Raw genomic sequence first — 24,669 nt, 5'->3', positions numbered from 1 at the left:
TGACCATATGGTCAGAATAGCAGTTCCATCATTTCAGCCTCACCCGCGGATCCACCAGCGTGTAGGACAGATCGGTCAGCAGCAGGCCGACGATGTAGAGCACCGAACCGATGAACACCATGGAGCGCACCACTGCGAAGTCCTGCGCATTGATGGCGTCTATCGTGTAGCTGCCCAGACCGGGGATGCCGAAGAAGCTTTCCAGCAGCAGCGAACCCATGAACAGCATCGGGATGACCACCACCACGCCGGTGAGGATGGGGATCATGGCGTTCTTCAGCACGTGGCGGAACAGCACCCGCAGTTCGGACAGCCCCTTGGCACGGGCGGTGCGCACGTAGTCCTTGTTGATCTCTTCCAGGAAGAGCGTGCGGTACCAGCGCGCCGACGAGCCGATGCCGCCGATCACGCTGATCAGCACCGGCAGGATGAGGAAGCGTCCGGCGTCCAGCCCGGGCGCGTACCCGGAAATCGGCACCAGATTCCACACCTTGCTCACCAGGTACTGGCCGCCGATGATGTAGAACAGCCCGGAAATCGACATCGCCACCACGCACAGCACAACGCCGCCCACGTCGAGCGCGGTGTGGCGGAAGAACACCAGCAGCAGCGCGAAACTGACGGTGACGAACAGGCCAAGCAGAAAGGTGGGCAGCGCGATCGCGAGGCTGGGCCCCATGCGGCTGCGGATTTCCAGCGCGATGTCGCGACCGTCATCGGCACGCCCGAAGTCGAAGGCGAACATGCGCACCGACTTGTCGAACAGGATGGTGTCGGTCGCCTTCGCCAGTCCGGGCGCATCGGCATTCCACACCAGCGGCCGGTCGTAGCCGCGCTCGGCCTTCCATTTCTCGATCGCTTCCGGCGTCACCCGCTTGGCGCCCAGCTGCATGCGCGCCATGTCGTCCGGCGAGTTCACGACGAAGAACAGCACGAAGGTGATCAGGTTCACCCCGATCAGGATGGGAATCGCATAGAGCAGCCGGCGGACGATGTAGGCGATCATGCCTGCCCCTCCACCGCGCGCGCCTGTTCCGAGCGTTTCCAGTGCCGCCAGGCCGGCCACACCAGCGCCAGCAGCAGCGCCGCGAAGGCGAACAGCGGCCAGCGCACCGGCCGGTTCCACTCGGCGCGCTTCGCGTCGCGCAGCGCCGGATCGACCCGGGTGTATTTCATCGTGTTGTTGGCGACGTTCGACGGCTTGCGGTTATGCACCCAGCTGTGTTCCAGCCCGTAGCTCTTCGGGTGGAAGCCCCACACCCAGGGCGCGTCGTGACGCAGGATGTCCAGCATGCGGTCGAGCACCGCCTGCCGCTCCGGGCCGTTCTCCATCGCCTTCATCCGCTCGAACAGACGGTCGAATTCCGGGTTCTCGTAGTTCGACGCGTTCTCGCCCTGCGCCTTCACCTTGGACTGCGGGCCGTAGAGCAGGAACAGGAAGTTCTCCGGGTCCGGGTAGTCGGCGTTCCAGCCCCAGAAAAAGAGCTGGGCCGCGCCCTTGCGTATCTTGTCCTGGAAGCGGTTGTAGTCGGTGCTGCGCACCACCAGCTGCACGCCCAGCTTTTCGAACTGCTTGGTGAGCCAGTCGATGCGCGCCTTGCTGCCCAGCCCGGTGCCGGTGGTGTCCAGATTGATCACCAGCGGCTCGCCGGTCTTCGCGTCCCGGCCGTCCGGCCAGCCGGCTTCGGCCAGCAGCTTCTTCGCCACGTCGATGGACTTGCGCTGCGGCTGGCCGTCGACCCAGTCGTACATGTAGCCGTTCACGCCCTCGCGGCCGTCGCGGTGACCGAAGATGCCCGGCGGCAGCGGCGACTGCGCCGGCAGGCCGCGGCCGTTCAGGAAGATGGAAATGAATTCCTCCTGATCCAGCGCAATGCCGATGGCCTGGCGCAGCTTGCGTCCGCGCTCGCCCAGCCCGCCGACCAGCGGATCGGCCATGTTGAAGCCCATGTACATGGTGGAGGTGGACACCGAAGTCTGCAGCTCGATGCCCTGCGCCTTCATGTCGTCGCTCAGACTCACCTCGCCGGTCTGGCCGAACTGCACCGCCTGGTCGAAGGAATCGGAACTGATGCCGGAGGCGTCGTAATAGCCCTGCAGAAACTTGTTCCAGTACGGAATCTGTTCCTTCTCGCGCGTGAACACGACCTGATCGGTCAGCGGCAGCGGCTTGCCGCAGTCGGCCAGCAGGCCGGCCTCGCGATCGCCCGGCTCACCCTCGCACGGGTAAGTTTCGCCGCCGAAGTTCGGGTTGCGCGTGAGCACCATGCGCGCGTTCGGGTCGTTCTGGCTCAGCATGTAAGGGCCGGTGCCGATCGGATACCAGTCCAGCGTCAGATTGCGCTCGGCCATGCCCGGCTGGCTGTGGAAGCGGTCGGCTTCCCACGGCACCGGCGCGAAGAAAGGCATGGTGAGCCAGTACAGGAACTGCGGGTACTTGCCTTTCAGGCGGATGCGGTAGGTGTGGCGATCGATCACCTGTACGCCCGGCAGGTCGTACTGGCGCAGGTCCAGCCACTGGCCCGGCGGCAGAGACTTCGCCGCCGCCTTCAGCGTGTCGCCGTATTCCTTCAGGCCGACGATGTAGTCGCTCATCAGTCCGAACACCGGCGAATGCAGCGCCGGATGCGCCAGACGCCTGATCTGGTAGGCGTAGTCCGCGGCCTCCAGTTCGCGCGTGCCGGTGCGCTCGAAGTCGTACAGCGTGCGCCGCTCGCCCGGTCCGCCCTCGTGGTACAGGTAGTGCCCTGCTTCATCCCGCGCCAGCGCCGGATGCGGCTGGTAGCGGATGCCGGGCCGTATGCGGATTTCGTAGACCGATTCGGCGATGTCCACCGCCGGCGCGTCGGCCGGCAGTTCGCGGCCGGCCGCGTCGTAGAAACGCGGCACCGGAATCGCTTCGGCGGTGGCCGGAATCAGTTCGAACGGGCGCTTCAGGTAGTGGTACTGCAGCGGCGCCTGGTAGATCTGCGCAGTGAAGGTGATCTCGTTCTCGCTGTACGACTGCACAGGGTCGAGATGCTTGGGCCGGTCGGTGAAGGCGGTGTAGAGGATGTTCTGCCCGCGCTCGGCCGCCGGATACGGATCGTTCCACACCTCGCCGCAGCCGCCGGCGAGCAGCACGCACACGCTGGCGAGCAGCCCTCGCAGCGGTCGGGAAATCGGTCGGCGCATCAGGTCAGGCGTCGGGCGCGATCGGGTCATGGGCGCGATTGTAGGCGGCGGCGTTGCGTCTGGGAGCGGGCGCGCGGAAAAAGGTTGCAGGCGAACCTGACCGCCTGTCGCCGGTCTAGGGGGTGTCCCGCTTCGATCGAGCGCCATGCGTCCGCGCCCTCCCCTTGCCCTGCTGTGCATGCTCACCCTGCTTCCGCTGCTGCTGGCCGCCTGCAGCCTGGTGCAGATGGGTTACGGCCAGGCCGACCGCCTGATCGCATGGCGGCTGGAAGAGTACGTGCCGCTCGATGCCGCCGGCCGCGCGCGGCTTGAGCCGGCGCTCGCGCGGCTGCACGGCTGGCACTGCCGCACCCAGCTGCCGGCCTACGCCGCCTGGCTGCGCGACGCCGGTGCCGAGCTGGGCCGCGGCAGCGACGCGGCGCGCATCGACCGCCACATCGACACCCTGTTCGCGCTGTTCGGCCAGACCGCCGCCGAAGCGGCGCGCGACATCGGACCGGTGGTGGCCGGCGCCACGCCGGCCCAGCTGGCGGCGCTGAACCGGCGCTTCGAACGGAACAACCGTGACTATGTCGAGGACTGGGTGCGCCCGCCGGCGGCCGAACTGCAGCGCGAGCGCGCCGAACGTCTGCTGTCCCGCCTGGAAGACTGGATCGGCCGGCTCAGCCCGGCGCAACGCGCCCGTGTCGAGACATGGGCACGCGACATCCGCAGCCCGTCGGGCGACGGGCTGGACAGCCGCCGCCGCTGGCAGGCGGCGGTGAGCGCGCTGCTCGCGCGCCGCGACCTGCCCGCCGACGCGTTCGCCCGCGAACTCGAAGCGCTGTTCGTACAGCCGGCACGGCACTGGACAGCCGGCTACGCCCGCGCCTTCAATGACAACCGCACACTGGCGGCACAGGCGCTGGCCGACCTGTCGCTCACGCTGACCGACACGCAGCGCCGCCACCTCCAGCGCGAGATCGACCGCCTCGCCGGCGACCTCGAAGCGATACGCTGCCGCCCGACGAACGAGGACACCACACGCTCATGACCCTGCCCCCCAATGACCCCTCGCTGTCCGACCAGGCACTGCCGCTTTTTCCGCTGGGCACCGTGCTGTTCCCGGACGGCCGGCTGCCGCTGCGCATCTTCGAGGTGCGCTATCTGGACATGATCAAGAAATGCCACCGCGCCGGCCGCGAATTCGGTGTCGTGTCACTGATCGAGGGCAGCGAGGTGAAGCGCGCCGGCCCCGGCGCACCGGAGCGTTTCCACGCGGTAGGCACCCGCGCGCGCATCGAAACCTTCGCCCAGCCGCAGCCCGGCCTGTACGAAATCGTCACCCGCGGCACCACCCGTTTCCGGATCACCGCGCAGGCGCAGACCCCGCACGGACTTTGGATGGCCGAGGTCGAGGACATTCCGGCGGACGCGCCCTGCCCGCTGCCGCCCGAGCTGGCCTATGTCGCCGGCAATCTGGTCAAGCTGATGGACCTGCTGCGCGCCACCGACCTGTGGCCGGCCGACGGCAGCCGCCGGCTGGACGACGCCGGCTGGGTGGCCAACCGCTGGTGCGAACTGCTGCCGTTGGAGGGCGACGACCGTCAGCGCCTGATGGAAATGCGCGACCCGCTGCTGCGCCTTGAACTGGTCGGCGACCTGCTGGACCGGACCGAATTCGGTCAGGGCTGAGGCGAAGCCGGCCGACCGGCACAAGCCCTGACCGCAATCAGGCATCGAACAGCCTGGGCGCCTTTCCACCGCAACGCGAGGATGCGTGGGAGCGGCGCCCCCCCCCCCGCGATAAGGTCTGGCAACCCCGGCTGTACGTCAGACGGAGCGCTCCGTCAGCGCAGCAGCATCCAGAGGCCGGTCGCCAGCAGCAGGAATGCGAACAGCGTGCGCATGCGCGCTTCCGGCAGCCGGTGGGCGAGCGCGACGCCGGCCGACACGGTGAGCAGGCCGCCGATCGCCATCGGCAGACCCATGGCCCAGTCCACCCGCTGCGCCTGCGCATAGGTGGCCAGCGCGACGGCAGCGCTCGGCGTGACCAGCGCCAGCGCCAGGCTCTGCGCCACCGTCTGCCGCTGGCGGAACAGGCGCACGAACAGCGGTGCGGCCAGCAGGCCGCCGCCCACGCCCAGCAGACCCATGCTGCTGCCGCCGATCAGACCGACCAGCGGAATCAGCCGCTCGCGCCGCCCGGGCCGGGGCGTGTCGGCGGCGGCACCTGTGCGCCACATCAGCGACAGCGCCAGCGCGCTCATGAACACACCGAACAGCACCCGCAGCACCGCCGGATCGAGCCGCGCGGCGAAATGTGCGGTCAGCGCAGTGGTGGCGGTCGCCACCGCGGCCAGCGCAGCAACCCGGCGCCACGGCACCGGATGGCGCTGCTGGTAGCGCCACCAGCCGATCACCAGATTGGGCACCATCATGACCAGCGCGGTGCCCTGGGCCAGCGCCTGATCCATGCCGAAGGCGAGGCCGAGCAGCGGAATCGCGATCACGCCGCCGCCGATGCCGAACAGACCGCCGAAAAAACCGAGCGCCGCGCCAAGCGGCAGCGTGAACAAAAGATCGGACGCAGACATGGCCTTCCACCGGCAGCACGGAAAAGCCGGATGCTAGGCGGTCGGCAGAGAACTACAATGATCATCAATTCAAACAATAATTGCATTTCAGATCATCAATGAAGGATGCCGCCGATCTGCTGTTCTTCACCACCCTTGCCCGTCAGCCCAGTCTGGTGGCGGCGGCCCAGCAGCTGGGCGTAACGCCGCCGGCGGTCAGCCGGCGGCTGGCCACGCTGGAGGCTCGGCTGGGCGTGCGGCTGCTCAACCGCACCACCCGGCGGCTCAGTCTGACGCCCGAAGGCGAGCGCTATCTGCAGGACGGCGAACGCATCCTGCGCGACATCGAGGCGCTCGAACGCGGCCTGTCCGCCCGCGGCGACGCGCCGGCGGGCCTGCTGCGCATCAACGCCTCCTTCGGCTTCGGCCGGCGGCATGTCGCACCTGCGGTGTCCGATTTCGTGCGGCAGTGGCCGGAGGTCGAGGTGGTACTGCAGCTGACCGACCGGCCGCTGGACCTCGAACAGCACGGCCTCGACCTGGGCATCCGCTTCGGACCGCCGCCGGACGGCCGGGTGCACGCACAGCGCATCGCCGGCAACCGCCGCCTGCTGGTGGCCGCGCCGACCTATGTCGCCGCCCACGGCGAGCCGGACTCGCCGCAGGCGCTGCGCGGCCACCGCTGCATCGTCATCCGCGAGAACGACGACACCTTCAACATCTGGACGCTGTCCGACGGCACGCGCGAAGTGCGGGTGAAGGTGGACGGGCCGCTCAGCGCCAACCATGGCGAGGTGGCGGCGGACTGGGCGCTGGCCGGCCACGGCATCGTGCTGCGCTCGGAGTGGGATGTGGCGCCGCTGCTGTGCGACGGGCGGCTGGTGCGCGTGCTGGCGCCGTGGGTGGGGGCGGCCGCCGACATCCACGCGATCTGGCCGCCGCATCACCGGCAGTCGGCCCGGGTGCGCGCCTTTGCGGACTTCCTCGCGGCGCGCTTTGCGGCACAGCGCACGACCGATGGCGAAACCGCGACAGCGTGGTAACGGTCCGATCCGCTGCCCGGTGCTAACCTCGCACCCGCTGCATCCGACTACACGCCTTCATCCGTGACCGCCGCACCGCTCCCCCTCATAGACCAGCTCACCACACGCCGTCCGCGCATCCCGGTCACCGTGGTGCTGATCGCGCTCAATCTGGCGGTGTTCGCCGCGATGCTGGCGGGCGGCGCCGGCCTGTGGCATTCGCAGAACGGCGTGCAGCTCGCCTGGGGCGCCAACTTCGGTCCGGCCACGAAGGACGGCCAGTGGTGGCGGCTGGGCAGCGCGATGTTCCTGCACTTCGGCCTGCTGCATCTGGGCATGAACATGGCCTCGCTGTTCGACGGCGGCCGGCTGGTCGAGCGCATGTTCGGGCCGCTGCGCTTTCTCGCCATCTATGTGCTGAGCGGCCTGACCGGCAACCTGCTGTCGCTCATCGTGCAGGGCGACCGGGCGGTGTCCGGCGGTGCGTCGGGCGCCATCTTCGGCGTCTATGGCGCGCTGCTGGCCTTCCTCTGGCAGCAGCGCGACACGCTGGACAGGCGCGAATTCGTGCGCCTGTTCTGGGGAGCCGGGCTGTTCGCGGCCATCACCATCGTGCTCGGACTGAACATTCCGGGCATCGACAACGGCGCCCACATCGGCGGTTTCATTTCCGGCCTGCTGGCCGGCGCCGCGCTGGTGCGGCCGCTCGATGCCGACAGCCTGCTCGGCCGCTACCGCCAGCCGCTGGCGTCGCACGGACAGTGGCTGGCCGGTGGCGCGCTGGCGCTGCTCATCGCGGTGCTCATCGTCGCCATTCCGGCCCCGCGCTACCGCTGGAGCGAAGAACTGATGGCGCGCAACGAAATCAGCGACTTCATAGGTCAGGACCGCCAGCTGGTGCGGCGCTGGCAGGCGCTGATCGGCGATGCGCAGCGCAGCGGCGCGAGCTTCGACGAACTGGCCGGCCGCATCGAGAACGAGATCGCCGCACCTTATCAGCAGGGCTTCGACGACCTCAGCGAGCTGCAGCTGAGCCCGTCCGCCCCGTCGGCGCCGACGCTGAGCGCGCTGCGCCAGTACGCCGAAGCCCGGCGCGACGCCTCGCGCGCGCTGGTCGATGGCCTGCGCGCGCACGACATGGCGGCGGTGCGCGATGCGCTGGAGGCCGCCAGCCGGGCCGGTTCGCCGGCCCCTCAGTCACCGTCGCCCCGTACCCCCGCACCGCGCCCCCGCTGACATCGCCATGCGCCGCTGGATCGCCCATCTGGACATGGACGCCTTCTTCGCGTCGGTCGAACTGCTGCGCTACCCGGAACTGCGCGGCCAGCCGGTGGTGGTGGGCGGCGGCAGCCGGCACCCGCCGCTCGTGCAGCCGGACGGCACGCGCCGCTTCGCGCGGCTGCGCGACTATGCAGGCCGCGGCGTGGCGACGACTGCCACCTACGAGGCGCGCGCCTTCGGCGTGCATTCGGGCATCGGCCTGATGAAGGCCGCCGCGCTGGCCCCCGACGCGGTGCTGCTGCCGACCGATTTCGACGAGTACAAGCGCATGTCGCGGCTGTTCAAGCAGGCGGTACTGGAACACGTGGCGCAGATCGACGACCGCGGCATCGACGAAATCTATTTCGAACTGACCGACCTGCCGGGTGCGCAGGACGCCGTCGGTGACGACCCGCACGGCGGCGTCAGGGCGATCGCCGCACGCATTCAGCAGGCGGTGCAGGCGGCGACCGGCCTCAGCTGCTCGATCGGACTGTCGCCGAACAAGCTGCTGTCGAAAATCTGTTCCGATCTGGAAAAGCCGCGCGGCCTCACGGTGATCACCGAAGCCGACATCGCGGCCCGCATCTGGCCGCTGCCGGCGAAACGGATCAACGGCATCGGCCCGAAGGCGAACGCGAAGCTGGACAGCCTGGGCCTGCGCACCATCGGCGACCTCGCGGCGGCCGACCCGCAGGGGCTGATCGAACGTTTCGGCCGCAGCTACGGCAGCTGGCTGACCGAAGCGGCGCACGGCCGCGACGACCGGCCGCTGAGCTACAGCCGCGACCCGAAATCGATCAGCCGCGAAACCACCTTCGAGCGCGATCTGCACGCGAAGCACGACCGCGAGGAACTGGGCGCGCTGTTCACACGGCTGTGCGAGCGGCTGGCCGACGACCTGAAACGCAAGGGGGTGGTGGCCAAATCGGTGGGCGTGAAACTGAGGCAGGACGACTTCCGCATCGTCACCCGCGAACTGACGATGGACCGTTACACGGCCGACGCCGCGGTCATCCGCCGGCATGCCGGGCTGTGTCTGAAGCGCATGCCGCTGGAGCGGCGCTTCCGTCTGCTGGGCGTGCGAGCCGGCCATCTGCTGGCGGCCGATCAGGCCGCCGAGATGCCGGCCGGGCAGGAAGAAGGGCAGCTGGCGCTGCCCTTCTGAAAGGGCGGCAGCGGGTCAGCCCCGACACCGCCCACTTGCCGCCTGCAGACCTCAGATCGGCAGCGCCTGACGCCGGCGACGCACCATCAGCGCGATCGCGCCGAGACCGGCGATCATCATCGCGTAGCTTTCCGGCTCCGGTACCGCGGCCACCGGGCTGGTGAGCGCGAAGCCGAGCTGGGCGCCGGCCAGATTCGGAATGCCGAGGAAGCTGTTCAGCGCCGCACCGGCGCTGTCGGACAGGAAAAGGTTCAGGCCGGACAGCGTGAACAGCGGCACGTCGTTCAGCACGGTGGCGCCGACCGTCACCTGACCGAATATCGTGTCCTGGGCCAGCGTGGTGTCGATCAGGAAGTTCTCCAGATCGACATCGACGCCGTTGCGCGACAGCCGCAGGCCGCTGCCCACGTGTTCGACCTGGGCGTTTGACAGGTCCGGGTCGAGATAGCCGCCGGTGATCGGAAACAGCCCGACCGCGTTGCCGGAGGCATCGAAGGTCAGCGTGCCGCTGCCGAGCGCGGCGACGCCGACGCCCGCACCCAGCAGCGTGGGCGTGGCGGTGAGCACGGTGACGGTGGGGCCGACCGGGGCGATCGGCGTGGCGGCGGACGCGGCCAGCGGGACGGCGGTGAAGGCGGCAAGGGCCGAAGAAAGAACCAGCTTCTTCATCATGAGGTGGACGCTCCTGTGGATAGATGGATGGATGCCGGTCGGGCCGGCCTTGTTGTGTCTATCCTCCCTGCGTAGCCGGCCCTCAGCGTCGACGGCCGCTACGACTTCGTGAGCACACGAAGCGATCCATAGAGCAGGTCACCCGCGCGGCGGTTCCTGAGCCGGATGTCATGTCGGATTCCGCCTACACGGAACCGGTTTCGCCGTCGCCGGTCGATGTGCACCGTGAAGATGCACAGACGCCAGCGCACGCAACTGCCGCCGCTTCCGGTCGCGCCGGCGCGCGCGGACTGTCCGCTGTGCGGGCGCCCTCTGATACCGGGCCCGGCGGTCGATCTGCACCACCTGATACCGAAATCGCAGGGGGGTCGCGAAACCGTGGCCATGCACCGCATCTGCCACCGCAAGCTGCACGCCCTGTTCAGCGAGACCGAACTCGCGCGCGACCTGCACACGCTGGAAGCGCTGCGCGCGCACCCGTCGGTCGCCGCCTTCGTGCGCTGGGTCAGGCGACGGCCGCCGGAGTTCGACGACACGCATCACCGCCCGCGGCGCGCGCCGCGCTGAGCGCCCATGAAGCAAAAAGGGGAGACCGCGGTCTCCCCCTTCTGCAGCGACGTGGCTGCGGCGTCAGATCTTTCCGTCCAGGCCCATCTGGTAGTACTTGTGGGTGATCTTGTCCTGGTTCTCCAGCAGCCAGTCGATGTCCGGCTGGTTGTTCATCGCCTTCTTGATCGCCTTGGCCATGGCCTGACGATGGATGTCGAACAGGATCTTGTGGTCCAGATCCTTGGCGGTGCTCACCATCGGGTTCAGCCACACCGACACGATGATGCCGAGGTCGTTGGCCTTTTCCTTCGGAATGTCGCCGGCGCGCACCGCGTCCAGCACGCCGTTGGCGATGGCGGCCTGCACCGTGCCCATCAGGATGTTGGTGTAGCGGTCGTCCTTCACCGTCACCTTGCTCACCATCAGCGTCAGCGGGCGCACCTGGATGTCGGTGTTCAGGATGGCGAACACGCGGGTGTGACCCTTCACCTGATCGCCGGTCAGCGTGGCCAGCGCGGTACCGACCGGGCCGTCCAGTTCGCCGATGATGACTTCGGGTTCGGCCGCGGTGCCCGGGGGGCCACCGGCGACCAGTGCTTCACCGCTGCGAAAGACGATGCGTTCCGACATGGCTGGGTCTCCTCTGTTGTCGTCCGTGATGTCGTCCTGCGCACCACCTGTGCGCGGACTCATGTGAAACCGAAGTTTCACATGATACAACTTTGATTCACGAAAGAAAGCAGGCCCGGCCTCACCGCGCCCGCACGCCCCGCGCAGGGCCCGGGCCGCACCGGTCGCTCACACCGTTCCGATGCGCATGTTCAGCGGCCACACCACGGTGCGGGGCGTGTCCGCATCGCCCCACAGCGCGCTCAGGTCGCGGGCGAAATCCCGCAGCAGCCGCTCGCCGCCGGCTTCACGCGCCGCCCTGACCGAGGACCAGGTGAGCAGATAGCCGAGAAAGCCGTCGAGCGGCCACTCGACGCGGATTTCGAGGGCCGGGGCGGGGATTTTCGCGAATGGAAAATCGAGGCTCGCATAGCCGCTGTCCACCCGCGCGCGCTCGGGCGGCCAGAAAGGGCCGATCTCGTCCCGATAGAAACGCTGGAAACGTGCGTCGAGCGCCGGCTCCAGCCTGAGCACGCCGTAGCTGATCAGCGCGATCACGGCACCCGGCACCGCCACCCGCCTCACCTCGCGGTAGAAGGCCGGCAGATCGAACCAGTGCGCTGCCTGGGCGGCGGTGATCAGGCTTGCGCTGCGGTCGGCCAGCGGCAGGCGCTCGGCCGGCGCGCACCGGTAGCGCACGCGATCGGCCGGCGCGGTATGCGCGATCTGGTCGGCGCTCGGGTCCACGCCGAGCACCGAGTCGAAATGGGAGGCCAACAGCCGCGTGAACTGGCCATTGCCGCAGCCGACGTCCACCGCCTGCCGGGTATCCGGCGCCCGCGCGGCAAGACGGGCGGCCAGCGCCGGCGGATAGTCGGGCCGGAAGCGGGCGTAGGCCTGTCCGCCTTGGTCAAACCAGTTGCGGCTGCCTGCTTCCGGCGGCTGCCGGTTGCCGTCATTCATCGGCATCTCCCCGGACGGCGGCAAGACGGGCGGAAAAACTTTCGCGTTCCAGTGCCCGGGCCGCCGCGTCCAGCACCTGCCGCATCGGATGGCCGATTTCGTCCTCCAGCCGCGCGATGGCGTCGAAGGTGGCCGCCCAGTGCCGGTCCAGCTGTTCGACCAGCGCCCCGCCCGCCGCCGTCAGCGCGATGCCGCTCTTGCGTCCGTCCTGCAGCGGATGGCGTTCGACCAGACCATCGGCTTCCAGCAGGGCCACCGTCTGACTGATCGCCCCCTGGGTCAGACGGGTGCGCGCGGTGAGGTCGGTCACCGTCGTCGCCCCGGCCTGCAGCGCGCGCAGCACCGGCGTGTAGCGCGCGCGGTAGGGCGTGCGCAGCGGCAGCGTCATCGTGCGGTAGTGCGCCTCCGCACCCTGTTCGACCAGTTCGCCGACATGGCGCAGCAGTTCGCCCAGACCGGGTTCTTGCCTATCCATGCCCGTAAATTACATTAGCAGTAATGCAATTTCAAGGCGGGACGCCGTCGCGTCGGCGCGGAACGAACGTCGGTCAGAACTCGGTGTGCAGCCGGAGCGCGTAGAAACTGGCCGGCCCGCGGTCGGCGTTGTAGCCGGGATTCCACATGCGCTGGTAGTCGGCGGTGACGAAGGTGTGCGACCACGCGTGGAGGCTGTAATAGGTTTCGAACACCTGCTCCGGCCGGTAGTCGAGCGCGCCATCGCCCAGGAAGAATGAAATGCCGCCCGCTTCGAGATAGCGCCGGCGCTCGCGCGACAGCATGTTGCGGACGTAACCGACCCCCAGCGTATCCAGCCCGCGCCCCCACAGCCCGCCATTGACCGCCAGGCCACCGGCCAGCGAAGCATCGGTTTCGGTGAAGGCAAAGGTTTCGCTGCGGCCGTCGGCCTTCATGCCCCGGAAGAACAGGCCCACGTGATCGGACAGCGCCTGTTCCACATTCACGCCGACACCGTACTTGGTCTTCTCGCCGTTGCGCACCGCGAAAATGGCCTGCGGATCGCCGCCCGGATTGGCGCGCAGCGCCTGCAGCGCGTCGTCGAAGGAGGCCAGCACCGCGCGGTTGCGCCAGCCGAGCAGACGCACCCGGCCCGGCCGACCGTCCAGCGTGTGCGCATGCTCGATCTCGATCTGGTCGCCGTAGTGACGCAGGATGCGGTAATCGACTGGCAGTTCGTTCGGCCGCTTCGGGCCGGTCATCCGGCCCAGCCGCAGCACCCAATCGTCCTGGTACCACTCCACCGTCGCGCCCCAGCCAAAGCCGCGCGCGTCGGCCGCGTAGTCGTAGGCCAGCGGTGCCATGAAACCGGCGTTCATGAAATGCACGCGCGGGTCCTTGGCATAGGCGTTGTCGTCGAACACGTCCAGCACCGAAAAATTGCCGGCGGTCAGCACCACCCGGTTGCGGTCGACCGTGCCGGCCATCTGGTTCAGATCGGATTCGGTCCGTTCGTCGCCACCGCCCAGCCCCCAGGTCTGGCGCAGGAAAAGCCGCTGCCGGTAGAGCTTGGGCGAATGTCCGGCGGTGCGCGTCAGTTCGCCATTGGTGAAGGCGGCCGAACCGTCCAGCCCGGAAAACGGCACGCCCTGCGTGATTTCCGGATTCAGGTAAAGCTCGCCGCCCTGCCACGGACGCAGGCCGAAATAGCCGGTCGCGGTGGCGGTGTAGCTGCGTTCGCGCGCGGCGAGCAGACTTTTCGGACCGCTGTAGTCGGCGTCCATCCGCGGTTTGACCTGCCAGCCATAGGTGCCCTGGAAGCGGGCAGTCCAGGTCTCGTACTCCGCCGGCACCGCCAGCGCGGACCCGCCGACAGTCAGCGCCCCTATCACCGGCAACACACGCCACAGCCGGTCCGCCGCAAAAACTCCAGATCCCACGTCCGTCTCTCCAGTCCGTTCCAGCCGGAAAACGCCGCGCGGCCGCAGGGGCCGGCGATCCAGCATCATCGATTTCCATTGCAGCCGTGCGCGCGTGCGACGGCCGCCGGTCAGACCACCTGCACGCCCCGCCTGCGCCGCGGCCGGCCCCGCCCGGGCACCGGTGCCGGCTTGTCCGGCAGCCCGAGGGCCGCGCGCGAAAGGCGGTCGGCATCACGGTTACGGTGGCGCGGCACCCAGCGCAGCTCGACCTGTTCGAAACCGGCCAGCGTCGTCGCCACCGCACTCAGCTGACTGCACAGCGGCTCGACCGTGGCCCGCCTGTCGCCGTTCAGATGGCGCAGCACGACATCGCTGTCGCCGGTCACCTGCAGCCGCCGCGCCCCTTCGGCCCACGCCCGTTCGAGCGCCATGCGCAGCGCGTCCAGCTCGGCTTCGTTGTTGCAGCCGTGGCGGCTGCCGGCCTGCGACAGCTCGATGCGCCGGCCGTCCGGCGCGACGATGAGGGCGCCCAGGCCGAGACGCCCCGGATTGGGCCAGGCACAGCCGTCGAACCAGAGCTGCCAGCGGTCGGGAGGGTCGGATTCGGGAGGCGGTGACACGGCAGGCGACATGCGGGCAAAGCGCGATGGTGCCACGCAGCGGCGCAGGCTGCCGGTCCGCGTGGCGCCCGGGCCGGCTTCCCCTATAATCCGCCCTCCCCCAACCGGCCGGATGCCGGAATTCTGGAGACGCACATGGGCTTTCTCGCCGGCAAGAAGATTCTGATCACCGGACTGCTGTCCAATCGCTCGATCGCCTACGGCATCGCGCAGGCCTGCCACCGCGAAGGCGCGGAACTGGCGTTCACCTATGTGAGCGACCGCTTCATAGACCGCGTGGCCAAGATGGCCGCCGAGTTCGGCTCCGACATCGTGCTGCCCTGTGACGTGAACGACGACGCGCAGATCACCGGCCTGTTCGACGAACTGGCGAAGAAGTGGGACGGCCTCGACGGTCTGGTGCACTCGATCGCGTTCGCCCCGGGCGAAGCGCTGGACGGCGACTTCCTCGACGGCCTGTCACGCGAAGCCTTCCGCACCGCGCACGAAGTGAGCGCCTACAGCTTCCCGGCGCTGGCCAAGGCGGCACGCCCGATGATGCAGGGCCGCAACGGCTCGGTGCTCACGCTGTCGTATCTGGGCGCAGTGCGGGCGCTGCCCAACTACAACATCATGGGTCTGGCCAAGGCCAGCCTGGAAGCGTCGGTGCGCTACCTCGCCGCCAGCCTGGGCCCGCAGGGCATCCGCGCCAACGCGGTGTCGGCCGGCCCGATCAAGACGCTGGCCGCCTCCGGCATCGGCAACTTCGGCAAGCTGCTGGCCTACAACGAGAAGGTCGCCCCGCTCCGCCGCAACGTGACCATTCAGGAAGTGGGCAATGTCGCCGCCTTCCTGCTGTCCGATCTGGCCAGCGGCGTGACTGGCGAAGTGACCTATGTCGACGCCGGCTTCAGCCAGACCGCGCTGGGCGCGGTGGACTGAGCTCCGCGCCGGACCGGCGCAGCCGCTGCTGATGGCCCATCCAGACGGTGTCTGCCGTCCGGATGGGCCGTTTTCTTTGCGGCCCTGCAGGCGCGCTCCGCGGTCCGGCCCGTCTGGCAGGCCGGCTCCGCAACGCGCTGGGCTGGATCAGACGCCGCCGCCCGATCGCCGAAACACGCGGCAACGCCTGCGGCGGCCGCAGCGTCACATCCGGCCTGTATCCTTCTTGCATCCGGGGGCCTGCGCCCCCATCTTCGACCGCGTCGGAAGATCAACTGGAGGCAGGAAATGCGCAAGCTGTGGATGTCTTTGCTCGCCCTTCTCACGGTCACGCTGCTGTCCGGCTGTGGCTACAACACGCTGCAGACCGGTGACGAACAGGTCAAGGCGGCCTGGGCCGAGGTGCTGAACCAGTACCAGCGGCGGGCCGACCTGATTCCCAATCTGGTCAATACGGTCAAGGGCTTCGCCGAGCAGGAGAAGGAGGTGCTGACCCGGGTGACCGAAGCACGCGCGAAAGTGGGCGCCATCCAGGCCACGCCGGAACTGATCAATGACCCGCAGGCCTTCCAGCGCTTCCAGGCGGCACAGGGCGAACTGGGCGGCGCGCTGTCGCGGCTGCTGGTGGTGACCGAAAACTATCCGCAGCTGAAGTCGGACCAGAACTTCCGTGACCTGCAGGCCCAGCTCGAAGGCACCGAGAACCGCATCGCGGTGGCCCGCAACCGCTACATCAAGGCGGTGCAGGACTACAACGTGACGGTGCGCTCCTTCCCGAGCAACCTGACCGCCATGGTGTTCGGCCACCAGGTGAAGCCGGGCTTCACGGTCGAGAACGAAGCCGAAATCTCGCGCGCGCCCAAGGTGGATTTCGGCGGTGCCGCACCGCGGCCTGCCCAGTAAGCGATGAATCCACTGCACGCACTGCGCACCGCTCTCGGTGCGCTGCTGCTGTTCGCGCTGCTGCTGTGCGGCAGCCCGGTGTCCGCCGAAGTGGCGGTGCCGCCGGTCGCGCGCGTCAGCGACCAGACCGGCACGCTGACACCGGCCGACGTCGCCGCGCTGGAACGCACGCTGGCCGATTTCGAGGCGCTGCGCGGCAGCCAGATCGCGGTACTGATGGTGCCCAGCACCGCGCCCGAAACCGTGGAACAGTACGCGCTGCGCGTCGCCGAGGCGTGGAAGCTGGGCCGCAAGGGCGTGGACGACGGCGCCCTGCTGCTGGTGGCGAAGAACGACCGGGCGCTCCGCATCGAGGTGGGCTACGGACTGGAAGGCGTGCTGACCGACATCGCGGCCAAACGCATCGTGTCCGACGTGATCGCGCCGCGCTTCCGCGAAGGTGACTACGCGGGCGGCCTCCGCGCCGGTGTCGATCGCATGATGCGGCTGATCGAAGGCGAGCCGCTGCCGCCGCCCAAGCGCGCCTCGTCGGACGGTCAGGGCGGGCTGGAACAGTACGCGCCGCTGCTGCTGGTGGTGGCTTTCGGCCTGGGCGGCGTGCTGCGCGCGATGCTGGGCCGGCTGCCGGGGGCACTGGCCACCGGTGGCGTGGTGGGCTTCATCGCGTGGATCGTGATCGGCCTGCTGCCGGTCGCGATCTTCGCCGGCATCGTCGCGCTGTTCATCACGCTGTTCGGCGGCGGACGCGGCATCGGTGGCGGAGGCTGGGGGGGCGGCTACGGCGGCGGTGGAGGCGGTGGCGGTTTCAGTGGCGGCGGTGGCGGCTTCGGCGGCGGCGGCGCCTCGGGGCGGTGGTGACATCGGTGACGACATGATTCAGCGTCTTTTCAGACATCTGTGCGCCTTCGCCTGGCGCACGCGGCGCGCACTGCCGCAGGCCGCGCTGGAGGCGATCGAGATCGCGATCGAAGCCAGCGAGGCGCGCCACGCCGGCGAACTGCGGGTGGTGGTCGAACACGCACTGCACCCGGGTGCCATTCTGCGCGGCCAGACCGGCCGCGAGCGGGCGGTCGATCTGTTCTCGACACTGCGCATCTGGGACACCGAGCACAACAGCGGCGTGCTGATCTATCTGCTGATGGCGGATCACGACATCGAAATCGTGGTCGACCGCGGCATCCGGGCGCGGGTACCCGACGCGCGCTGGGCGGAACTGTGCCGGCAGCTGGAGATCCGGCTCGCGCAGGGCGAGTTCCGCGACGGGCTGCTGCAGGCGGTGGCCGCCATCACCGACGAACTGAGCCGCCATTTTCCGTCCGCGGACGCCCGACACAACGAACTGCCGGACCGCGTGCTTGTCCTGTAGCTTGTGCGCTATGGTCGCGGGTCGCAGCGGGCCGCCGAGGGCCGGCTGCACGCGGAGAATGCCTTGCTGAAGTTTTTCGAGAACCGGATCGACCCCTACCCCGAAGGCACGCCGCCGGTGCCGCCTCACGGGCTGTTCCCCTTCCTGTGGGCCTGCACCCGCGGCATGCGCGGGTATATCGCGGTGATGACGCTGTGCACCGCGGCCATCGGCGTGTTCGAAGCGCTGCTGTTCGCGATGCTGGGCGACATCGTCGACTGGCTTGGCAAGGTCGAGCCGGCGAAGCTGTGGGAACGGGAAGGCGGCACGCTCACGCTGCTGGCGGTCATCCTGCTGGTGAGCCCGCTGGTGATCGCGCTGCAGACGCTGCTGAAGCATCAGGCGCTGGCCGGCAGCTTTCCGATGCGGCTGCGCTGGAACTTCCACCGCCACATGCTCGGCCAGAGCATGAGTTTCTATCAGGACGAGTTCGCCGGCCGGGTCGCCACCAAGGTGATGCAGACCGCGCTGGCGGTGCGCGACACCTGGATGATCGTGGCCGACATTCTGGTGTTCATCGTCATCTACTTCGTGACCATGGTGAGCGTGGTCGGCGGCTTCGACCTCGCGCTGCTGCTGCCCTTCGGCGGCTGGCTCGCGCTGTATGTCGCCGCCATGTTCTATTTCGTACCCCGGCTGGGCAAGGTGGCGCAGTCACAGGCGGATGCGCGCTCGCTGATGACCGGGCGCATCACCGACGCCTACACCAATATCGCGACCGTCAAGCTGTTCTCCCACACCTCACGGGAGGCGAACTACGCGCGCGAGGCGATGCGTGAATTCATGCGGCCGGTGCAGGCACAGTTCCGGCTGGTGAGCGGCTTCGAAGTGGTGAATCACATGCTGAGCATGGGGCTGATCGCTTCCACCGCCGGCATGACGCTGTGGCTGTGGACCCACGGCCAGGTCGGCATCGGCGCAGTGGCGGCCGCCACCGCGATGGCGCTGCGGCTGAACGGCATTTCGCACTGGGTGATGTGGGAGCTGGCGTCGCTGTTCGAACAGATCGGCACCGTGCGCGACGGCATCAACACGCTGTCGCGCGCGCACGCGGTGGTCGACCGGCCGGACGCGCAGCCGCTGCGGGTGACGCACGGCGACATCCGGATCGAGGACGTCACCTTCAACTATGAGAAGCCGCGCACCCCGGACGGCGGCGCGGTGATCGACCGCCTCACGCTGCACATCCGCCCGGGCGAGAAGATCGGCGTGGTCGGACGCTCGGGTGCCGGCAAGACCACGCTGATCAATCTGCTGCTGCGCTTCCACGACCTGCCGGCGGGCCGCATCCTGATAGACGGGCAGGACATTGCCGGTGCCACCCAGGACAGCCTGCGCGCGCAGATCGGCATGGTGACCCAGGACACCTCGCTGCTGCACCGCTCGGTGCGCGACAACATCCTGTACGGACGGCCGGACGCGAACGACGCCGACATGGTGGCCGCCGCGAAACGGGCCGAAGCGCACGGTTTCATCCAGGGCCTGGTCGATCCCAAGGACCGTCGCGGCTACGACGCGCACGTCGGCGAACGCGGCGTGAAACTGTCCGGCGGCCAGCGCCAGCGCATCGCGATCGCGCGGGTGATGCTGAAGGACGCGCCCATCCTGCTGCTGGACGAAGCGACCAGCGCACTCGATTCCGAAGTCGAAGCCGCCATCCAGGACAGCCTGTACCGGCTGATGGAAGGCAAGACCGTGGTCGCCATCGCCCACCGGCTGTCCACCATCGCCGCGATGGATCGCCTCATCGTGATGGACCGCGGCCGCATCGTCGAAGAAGGCGACCACCGCAGCCTGCTGGCCCACGGCGGCCTGTACGCGCGGCTGTGGGCGCACCAGAGCGGCGGCTTTCTGGCCCCGGACGTGGACGACGCGCTGGCCGTGCGGGCCGAAACCGTCTGAGTGCGCGGCGATGCCGCTCAGGCGGCGCGGCGGTCCGGAAAGCCGATCACGTCCGCACGGCGGCGGCGCTCGATGCGGGGCGGCACGCTCATCAGGCAGGCGCCGTCGTTGTCCGCGTTGCCGCCGGCTGCCTGCCAGGCCTCCGCTGCCGCCAGCTGACTTTCCCATGACAGAAGGTGCTCGCGATGGGACGCCGCCACTTCGAGCGGCGGAATGAACTCGGATTCGAGTGCGTAGGGCAGGAAATCAGCGTGGACTGCACGTGACATCGTCATCTCCTCCTGTGTGGATGTGCGGATCAGGCACCGACTCAAGATTGACACGCCGGTTTGACGGAAAGATTTCAATGTAGGCACTGGCGCCCTCAATGTCCTGATGCAGCGCAATGAAAAGCCGTCTTCAGGGAAATTTCCCGGCCCGCCACAATCGCCCTCTTGTGCCGAGGCCGCCGGCCGCGATCCCGCCGCGAAGGCAAAAAAAAGCCCCGTCGATGGACGGGGCCTTTTGCTTCGGCTCGGGTGCCCGGGCACGCATGCCGATCACTTCACGCGGTTCTTGTATTCACCGGTGCGAGTATCGATTTCGATCTTGTCGCCGATTTCGCAGAACAGCGGCACCGCCACTTCGTAGCCGGTGTTGATCTTGGCCGGCTTGAGCACCTTGCCCGAGGTATCGCCCTTGACGCCCGGCTCGGTGTAGGTGATTTCACGCACGACCGAGTTCGGCAGTTCGACCGAGATCGCGCGGCCTTCATAGAACACCACTTCGCAGCCCATGCCGTCTTCGATGTAGTTCAGCGCGTCACCCATGTTCTCGGCTTCCACTTCGAACTGGTTGTAGTCGGCGTCCATGAACACGTACATCGGGTCGGCGAAGTAGGAGTAGGTCACTTCCTTGCGGTCGAGGATGACCACGTCGAACTTGTCGTCGGCCTTGTAAACCGTCTCCTGACCGGAGCCGGTCAGCAGGTTCTTCATCTTCATCTTGACGACGGCAGCGTTGCGGCCCGACTTGTTGTACTCAGCCTTGAGCACGACCATGGCTTCGCTGCCGATCTTCACGACGTTGCCAGCGCGCAGTTCCTGTGCGGTTTTCATGCGGTGTTCCTGTGGGGATGGAGGCCGGCCGGCAAAGCCCCGTGACCCGTCAGTCGGGCCCCGGAGCTCCTTGCAACCCCTGTTGCAGTGCCCGTCGCGGCAAACCCGGCATTATATAGGTGTCTGATTAAACGAAACAAGCTGGCTTGCAAGGTCGGGCTGCCGGGCGAGGCAGGTCGCCCAGGCCTCCGCGTGCTTCTGCAGCGCGGGCAAGGCCAGGAAAAGCGCCTGCCAGCCGCCGGGCGACAGCGGAAGATCGCGGTTCCAGGCCGCATGGGCCGCGCGCAGCGCCTGCGCCGGGGCCGGGTCGAGATCCGCGCACAGACGGTCGAGGAAGGCATCCAGCTTCACGAGGTGGGCATCGTCCTGCTGGCGGTAGATGTGCCAGAGCAGCGGGCGGGCGGCCCACTGGGCCCGCACGAAGGAATCTTCGCCGCGCACGATGTTCAGGTCCGCGTGCCAGAGCAGCGCGTCGTAATCGTCCTGGTCCATGAAACGCAGCGGGCGCAGTTCGAGCGCGCCGCGCCGGTAGGCCTCTCCTGGCCGGAGCGCCCGCCCGTAAAGGGCTTCGATCGCGGCCAGGGCCCGGCCTTCCGGTACCCAGAGCTGGGCGGGCCGGGAGCCCGCCGCCAGCGCGTCGAGGAGCGTGGCGATGGCCGGACTTTCGTAACTGAACAGCGACAGCTGCAGCGCGCCCGGATCAGGCTGCATGCCAAGGCGGGCGAAGGTCGCCTGCTGCAGCGCCCCATCTCCGCGCCATGCGTCACGCCGTGCGAACAGATCACGCTCGCGCAGCAGGCCGCCGGTACGCGGCGTGAAACCGGGAAAGAAGAAATGCTTGGCCAGGCCGGTCGCCGGATCGCGCGAAGCGAGACCGTGGCAGCCTTCGACCCAGTCCTCGGCGCTCAGATATTCCAGATTGAACCAGCGCGGTGGCTGTGGACGCGCGGCCATCGCATCTATATAGCTGCGCGGCAGCTCGCAGGCGAAGGCCTCGATCACGCAGGCGGCCGGTTCGATGTCCGCGGGCAGCGTGGTCCATTGCCGGACTTCGATGCCGCCCTCGTCCCAGCCGCCCGGCTTGATCCGCGCCAGCGCTTCCGGCGCGTCGATCCATAGCCGTATCCGCCAGCCATGGTCGGTCGCCAGCGCTCTGGCCAGGCGCCAGCACACGCCGGCGTCACCGAAGTTGTCAATGACGCGACAGAACAGATCGGCGTCCGGCCCTCGCCCGGCATGCATGCGTGAAAAATCTCCAGTCAGGGGTGCGACAAGCCTTCAAGTCGGCGAACCCGATGTCGTAATCAGCCTTGCAGCTGCGATCGACCACACGTAACAGTATCAGGAGTCCCGACATGTCCATGCCGCGCCCGACGTCCGAAGCACTGGGTTTTCGCCATACGCACCGCCCGCTGAAATCGGGTGAGCCCATCCCCTCCATGCCCAGCCTGTTCGACCAGATCGCGCAGATCAACGCGATGGCGATGGTGGCCGAGGCCGGCGGCGAAGCCGACAACGACAGCCTGCGGGTCGACAGCTACGATGAAGAAGACGACCTGAACGACTGAGCGTACGGCGCGGGAGTCATCCCGCCTTCAGGAAGGGTGCCGTGCCGCCGTTAACAGGTCATCGCAACGAGGACCTGACGATGCGCGACGCGTCCACTGCAACGCTGGAAGGCTGGGTCGCCTACATGGGCGACAAACCCCTGCCGGTGCTCGCCCGCACCACCCGGGAGCTTGCCCTTTTGCGCGAGACCGAAAACACGGTCAGCGCGCGCACCATCGCCCAGGTCATCCTGCACGATCCGCTGATGACGCTGCGGGTGCTCGCCTTCATCGAGGCGCGGCGCGGCCGCAGCCAGCATACCGACATCACGACAATAGAGCGGGCGTTGATGATGATAGGCATCACGCCCTTCTTCGCTCACTTCGAGTCGCTGCCCACGCTGGAGGACCACCTGCACGGCCATCCGCAGGCCCTGCTCGGCGTGATGCGGGTCATCGCGCGCGCGCGCAAGGCCTCCGCCTGGGCACGCGAGTGGGCACGGATGCGGCACGACATCGACGTAGATGAAATCACGGTCGCCACGCTGCTGCACGATGTGGCGGAAATCCTGTGCTGGGTGTTTGCCCCGAAACTGTCGCTGAAACTGCGCGACATCCTGCGCGCCAACCCGACCATGCGTACGGCGGCTGCGCAGAGAGCGGTCTTCAACGTCACCTCGCACGATCTGCAGCTCGCGCTCGCGCGTGCCTGGAAACTGCCTGCACTGCTGGTGGAACTGATGGGCGGCGCGGCCAACCCGTCACCCCGGGTGCGCAACGTGCAGTACGCCGTCAATCTCGCTCGCCACAGCGCCAAGGGCTGGGACGATCCGGCGCTGCCGGACGACTTCAAGGACATCGAAGAACTGCTGCACATCAGCCACGAAGCCCTGCTCGGCCGGCTGGGCCTGCCGATGGACGGTTCTCCGCCGCCCACGCTGCCTGAGCACGCGGAAGACGTCGGGCTGCCGGCGGACACCGCGGGCAGCGAACCCGACACGAAGCTGTAAGAAGAAAAAAGCCACCGCATGCGGTGGCTTTTTTCCTGGGGGAGGCGGCAATCAGCCGAGACGGCGACGTGCCCAGGCCATTGCGCCGAGCGCAGCGGCGGTCAGCGCGATCGCGCCGGGTTCCGGTACCGGATTGTCCGGCGTCACCGCCTGGGTACCGAGGAACAGCTTTTCGTCACCGCCGTTCAGCGCGTACTTGTCCGGGCAGTCGCCCACGGTCTGGTTCTGCTTCGGCTGCGCACGGATGGCGCTGAAACCGGTCTCGCTGCCGCAGCCCAGACGGTAATCGACGTGTATCGCGTAGTCGGCCAGATTTACACCCGGGGTCTTCATCAGGTTGGTGACGATCTGGTCCAGCTCCGGCATCACGATGGCGTAGGCCGCGCGGTCGCCGCCGAGGTTGTGCTCGACCTTGCGGGTGTAGCTGCCCGCGCAGTCGACGATGATTTCACCGCCGGGCACCGACTGCAGACAGACCGGGCCACCGGAGCGCACGAAATCGGCCAGATAGGGGTCCTGCCGGCCGGCATCGGTCAGCGCCCCCGGTGCCGTGTACAGGCCGGTATCGCCCAGAATGATGCCCGACCCCCCTGAACCGTCGAAGGTGGGCAGACCACCGTAGGTCGACACGTGGTCCTGATTGAAATCGTTGCTCAGGTCGAAACGGCCGAGGATGGAATTGGTGCTGATCTGGGTGATTTCGACCCGCATCCAGGCCGCGAGGCTGGCGCGGTCTTCGCCACTGCCGATTTCGTTGTTGGCGAAGAAGAACACCAGCGAATTGGAACTCAGGTTCAGTTCGGCATTCAGCGCCGAGAGACTGGCATCCCACCAGCCCGGGCGGTCCCAGTTGCCGTCCAGCTGCCCGGCCAGACTGTTGGGCTCGTTGGCGGTCGTGGTGCGGAAACCTTCGACGGTATTGGCGTTGGGCGTTTCGAAGGCGTCATCGACACCGGCATTGGTATTGCCGAGCTGGCCGTCCGCACCCAGGCCCAGCTTGGTGAACACGCTGATCTGACCCGGGCCGGACATCACCTCCAGACCGGCAATCGGCAGCGAATAGGAGCGTGCGTCGCCGTAGGTGACGTAACCGACATTGCCGAGATTGACGGTCGGCGCCGCAGTGGCGGCCATCGCCGCCGACAGCGCAGTCAGCGCGGTAGCTGCCCGCAGCCTCCGGGTGTAAGCACGCTTGTCCATGATCTGTCTCCGATTATTGTTTGCCCGAAACCCGGGAAATTTTCCCGACCGGTATCGCAGCTATAGCAAATCGTGAGCCAGACAATGGGGCGCACACGCAGCCTCATGATTTTGTTTCAGAAATACTACACGGGAAATTTACCCATTAACTGCGTCACGAAGACTGTCAAAATCGCCGACATGGCCGCACGCGCACCGGCTGTCCGGAACACGTT

26 protein-coding genes are annotated in these 24,669 nt (G+C 68.0%); 13 read left to right on the top strand and 13 right to left on the bottom strand.

What is annotated here, in order from left to right:
• Positions 1-28 precede the first annotated feature (28 nt).
• Together METUNV1_RS13590 and METUNV1_RS13585 are read right to left on the bottom strand one after the other, a co-directional pair.
• Entirely contained in the window at positions 29-1,006 is a 978-nt protein-coding gene (locus METUNV1_RS13590) for an ABC transporter permease (RefSeq protein ID WP_008062739.1), read from the bottom strand.
• Complete coding sequence (locus METUNV1_RS13585) at positions 1,003-3,174, bottom strand: ABC transporter substrate-binding protein (protein WP_043359834.1); 2,172 nt, start codon at positions 3,172-3,174, stop codon at positions 1,003-1,005. Before METUNV1_RS13585 ends, METUNV1_RS13590 begins: the two co-directional genes overlap by 4 nt.
• 178 nt (positions 3,175-3,352) lie before the next feature.
• Between METUNV1_RS13585 and METUNV1_RS13580 the strand changes: the two genes are divergently transcribed.
• Positions 3,353-4,207, top strand: coding sequence for a DUF6279 family lipoprotein (locus METUNV1_RS13580; RefSeq protein ID WP_008062736.1), 855 nt, complete (start codon positions 3,353-3,355; stop codon positions 4,205-4,207).
• Positions 4,204-4,848, top strand: coding sequence for an LON peptidase substrate-binding domain-containing protein (locus tag METUNV1_RS13575; protein ID WP_008062735.1), 645 nt, complete (start codon positions 4,204-4,206; stop codon positions 4,846-4,848). The genes METUNV1_RS13580 and METUNV1_RS13575 overlap by 4 nt, the downstream gene beginning before the upstream one ends.
• Before the next feature lie 155 nt (positions 4,849-5,003).
• Here METUNV1_RS13575 and METUNV1_RS13570 read toward each other — a convergent pair whose 3' ends face one another.
• A complete protein-coding gene (locus METUNV1_RS13570; protein ID WP_008062734.1) occupies positions 5,004-5,750 on the bottom strand; it encodes a sulfite exporter TauE/SafE family protein in 747 nt (248 codons plus the stop codon).
• Between the two features lie 98 nt (positions 5,751-5,848).
• Here METUNV1_RS13570 and METUNV1_RS13565 point away from each other — a divergent pair, with 98 nt between their 5' ends.
• From METUNV1_RS13565 to dinB, 3 genes are all read left to right on the top strand, one after another.
• Positions 5,849-6,772, top strand: a complete 924-nt coding sequence (locus tag METUNV1_RS13565) for a LysR family transcriptional regulator (protein ID WP_008062733.1) — start codon at positions 5,849-5,851, stop codon at positions 6,770-6,772.
• Between the two features lie 63 nt (positions 6,773-6,835).
• Complete coding sequence (locus METUNV1_RS13560; RefSeq protein ID WP_008062732.1) at positions 6,836-7,987, top strand: rhomboid family intramembrane serine protease; 1,152 nt, start codon at positions 6,836-6,838, stop codon at positions 7,985-7,987.
• A gap of 7 nt (positions 7,988-7,994) precedes the next feature.
• Entirely contained in the window at positions 7,995-9,179 is a 1,185-nt protein-coding gene (dinB, locus tag METUNV1_RS13555; RefSeq protein WP_008062725.1) for a DNA polymerase IV, read from the top strand.
• Between the two features lie 51 nt (positions 9,180-9,230).
• Here dinB and METUNV1_RS13550 read toward each other — a convergent pair whose 3' ends face one another.
• Entirely contained in the window at positions 9,231-9,851 is a 621-nt protein-coding gene (locus tag METUNV1_RS13550) for a PEP-CTERM sorting domain-containing protein (protein ID WP_008062723.1), read from the bottom strand.
• A gap of 231 nt (positions 9,852-10,082) precedes the next feature.
• On the opposite strand from METUNV1_RS13550, the gene METUNV1_RS13545 reads away from it, so the two are divergent.
• Positions 10,083-10,418, top strand: coding sequence for an HNH endonuclease signature motif containing protein (locus METUNV1_RS13545; protein WP_043359922.1), 336 nt, complete (start codon positions 10,083-10,085; stop codon positions 10,416-10,418).
• A gap of 63 nt (positions 10,419-10,481) precedes the next feature.
• Here METUNV1_RS13545 and fae read toward each other — a convergent pair whose 3' ends face one another.
• The 5 genes from fae to METUNV1_RS13520 form a co-directional block, all read right to left on the bottom strand.
• Positions 10,482-11,030: a formaldehyde-activating enzyme gene (gene fae / locus METUNV1_RS13540; protein ID WP_008062719.1), complete on the bottom strand. Its 549-nt coding sequence runs from the start codon at positions 11,028-11,030 to the stop codon at positions 10,482-10,484.
• Positions 11,031-11,198: 168 nt separating this feature from the next.
• Complete coding sequence (locus METUNV1_RS13535; RefSeq protein WP_051165241.1) at positions 11,199-11,972, bottom strand: class I SAM-dependent methyltransferase; 774 nt, start codon at positions 11,970-11,972, stop codon at positions 11,199-11,201.
• Positions 11,965-12,447: a MarR family winged helix-turn-helix transcriptional regulator gene (locus tag METUNV1_RS13530; protein ID WP_008062715.1), complete on the bottom strand. Its 483-nt coding sequence runs from the start codon at positions 12,445-12,447 to the stop codon at positions 11,965-11,967. Before METUNV1_RS13530 ends, METUNV1_RS13535 begins: the two co-directional genes overlap by 8 nt.
• A 73-nt stretch (positions 12,448-12,520) precedes the next feature.
• Complete coding sequence (locus METUNV1_RS13525) at positions 12,521-13,819, bottom strand: carbohydrate porin (protein ID WP_242059662.1); 1,299 nt, start codon at positions 13,817-13,819, stop codon at positions 12,521-12,523.
• 158 nt (positions 13,820-13,977) lie between these two features.
• A complete protein-coding gene (locus METUNV1_RS13520; RefSeq protein WP_232416222.1) occupies positions 13,978-14,469 on the bottom strand; it encodes a ribonuclease HI family protein in 492 nt (163 codons plus the stop codon).
• A 135-nt stretch (positions 14,470-14,604) separates the two neighbouring features.
• Here METUNV1_RS13520 and fabI point away from each other — a divergent pair, with 135 nt between their 5' ends.
• The 5 genes from fabI (at position 14,605) to METUNV1_RS13495 (ending at position 19,600) form a co-directional block, all read left to right on the top strand.
• Entirely contained in the window at positions 14,605-15,390 is a 786-nt protein-coding gene (gene fabI, locus METUNV1_RS13515) for an enoyl-ACP reductase FabI (protein ID WP_008062711.1), read from the top strand.
• A gap of 288 nt (positions 15,391-15,678) precedes the next feature.
• Positions 15,679-16,293: a LemA family protein gene (locus METUNV1_RS13510; protein WP_008062710.1), complete on the top strand. Its 615-nt coding sequence runs from the start codon at positions 15,679-15,681 to the stop codon at positions 16,291-16,293.
• Between the two features lie 3 nt (positions 16,294-16,296).
• Positions 16,297-17,151, top strand: coding sequence for a TPM domain-containing protein (locus METUNV1_RS13505; protein ID WP_008062709.1), 855 nt, complete (start codon positions 16,297-16,299; stop codon positions 17,149-17,151).
• A 13-nt stretch (positions 17,152-17,164) separates the two neighbouring features.
• Positions 17,165-17,659 (top strand): TPM domain-containing protein, encoded by a 495-nt coding sequence (locus tag METUNV1_RS13500; RefSeq protein ID WP_008062707.1) that lies wholly within the window; start codon positions 17,165-17,167, stop codon positions 17,657-17,659.
• Positions 17,660-17,722: 63 nt separating this feature from the next.
• Entirely contained in the window at positions 17,723-19,600 is a 1,878-nt protein-coding gene (locus tag METUNV1_RS13495; RefSeq protein WP_008062705.1) for an ABC transporter ATP-binding protein, read from the top strand.
• 17 nt (positions 19,601-19,617) lie between these two features.
• Here METUNV1_RS13495 and METUNV1_RS13490 read toward each other — a convergent pair whose 3' ends face one another.
• The 3 genes from METUNV1_RS13490 to earP all read right to left on the bottom strand — a co-directional run bounded on the left by METUNV1_RS13490 (position 19,618) and on the right by earP (position 21,939).
• Positions 19,618-19,869: a hypothetical protein gene (locus METUNV1_RS13490; RefSeq protein WP_008062704.1), complete on the bottom strand. Its 252-nt coding sequence runs from the start codon at positions 19,867-19,869 to the stop codon at positions 19,618-19,620.
• Positions 19,870-20,139: 270 nt separating this feature from the next.
• Positions 20,140-20,697 (bottom strand): elongation factor P, encoded by a 558-nt coding sequence (gene efp / locus METUNV1_RS13485; protein ID WP_008062698.1) that lies wholly within the window; start codon positions 20,695-20,697, stop codon positions 20,140-20,142.
• 111 nt (positions 20,698-20,808) lie between these two features.
• Positions 20,809-21,939, bottom strand: coding sequence for an elongation factor P maturation arginine rhamnosyltransferase EarP (gene earP, locus METUNV1_RS13480; protein WP_008062692.1), 1,131 nt, complete (start codon positions 21,937-21,939; stop codon positions 20,809-20,811).
• Positions 21,940-22,052: 113 nt separating this feature from the next.
• Here earP and METUNV1_RS13475 point away from each other — a divergent pair, with 113 nt between their 5' ends.
• On the top strand, positions 22,053-22,265 hold the full coding sequence (locus METUNV1_RS13475; RefSeq protein WP_008062690.1) for a hypothetical protein: 213 nt from the start codon (positions 22,053-22,055) through the stop codon (positions 22,263-22,265).
• An 80-nt stretch (positions 22,266-22,345) separates the two neighbouring features.
• Entirely contained in the window at positions 22,346-23,254 is a 909-nt protein-coding gene (locus METUNV1_RS13470; protein ID WP_008062688.1) for an HDOD domain-containing protein, read from the top strand.
• Positions 23,255-23,305: 51 nt separating this feature from the next.
• On the opposite strand, the gene METUNV1_RS13465 is transcribed toward METUNV1_RS13470, so the two are convergent.
• The gene (locus tag METUNV1_RS13465) at positions 23,306-24,454 is read right to left on the bottom strand and encodes a PEP-CTERM sorting domain-containing protein (RefSeq protein ID WP_008062686.1); all 1,149 of its coding nucleotides are present in this window, start codon (positions 24,452-24,454) and stop codon (positions 23,306-23,308) included.
• Positions 24,455-24,669: the final 215 nt, after the last annotated feature.

This window comes from Methyloversatilis universalis FAM5 (genome assembly GCF_000214035.2).
In the GTDB taxonomy this organism is placed as follows: domain Bacteria; phylum Pseudomonadota; class Gammaproteobacteria; order Burkholderiales; family Rhodocyclaceae; genus Methyloversatilis; species Methyloversatilis universalis.
This window is presented reverse-complemented; position numbering and strand designations above follow the sequence as displayed.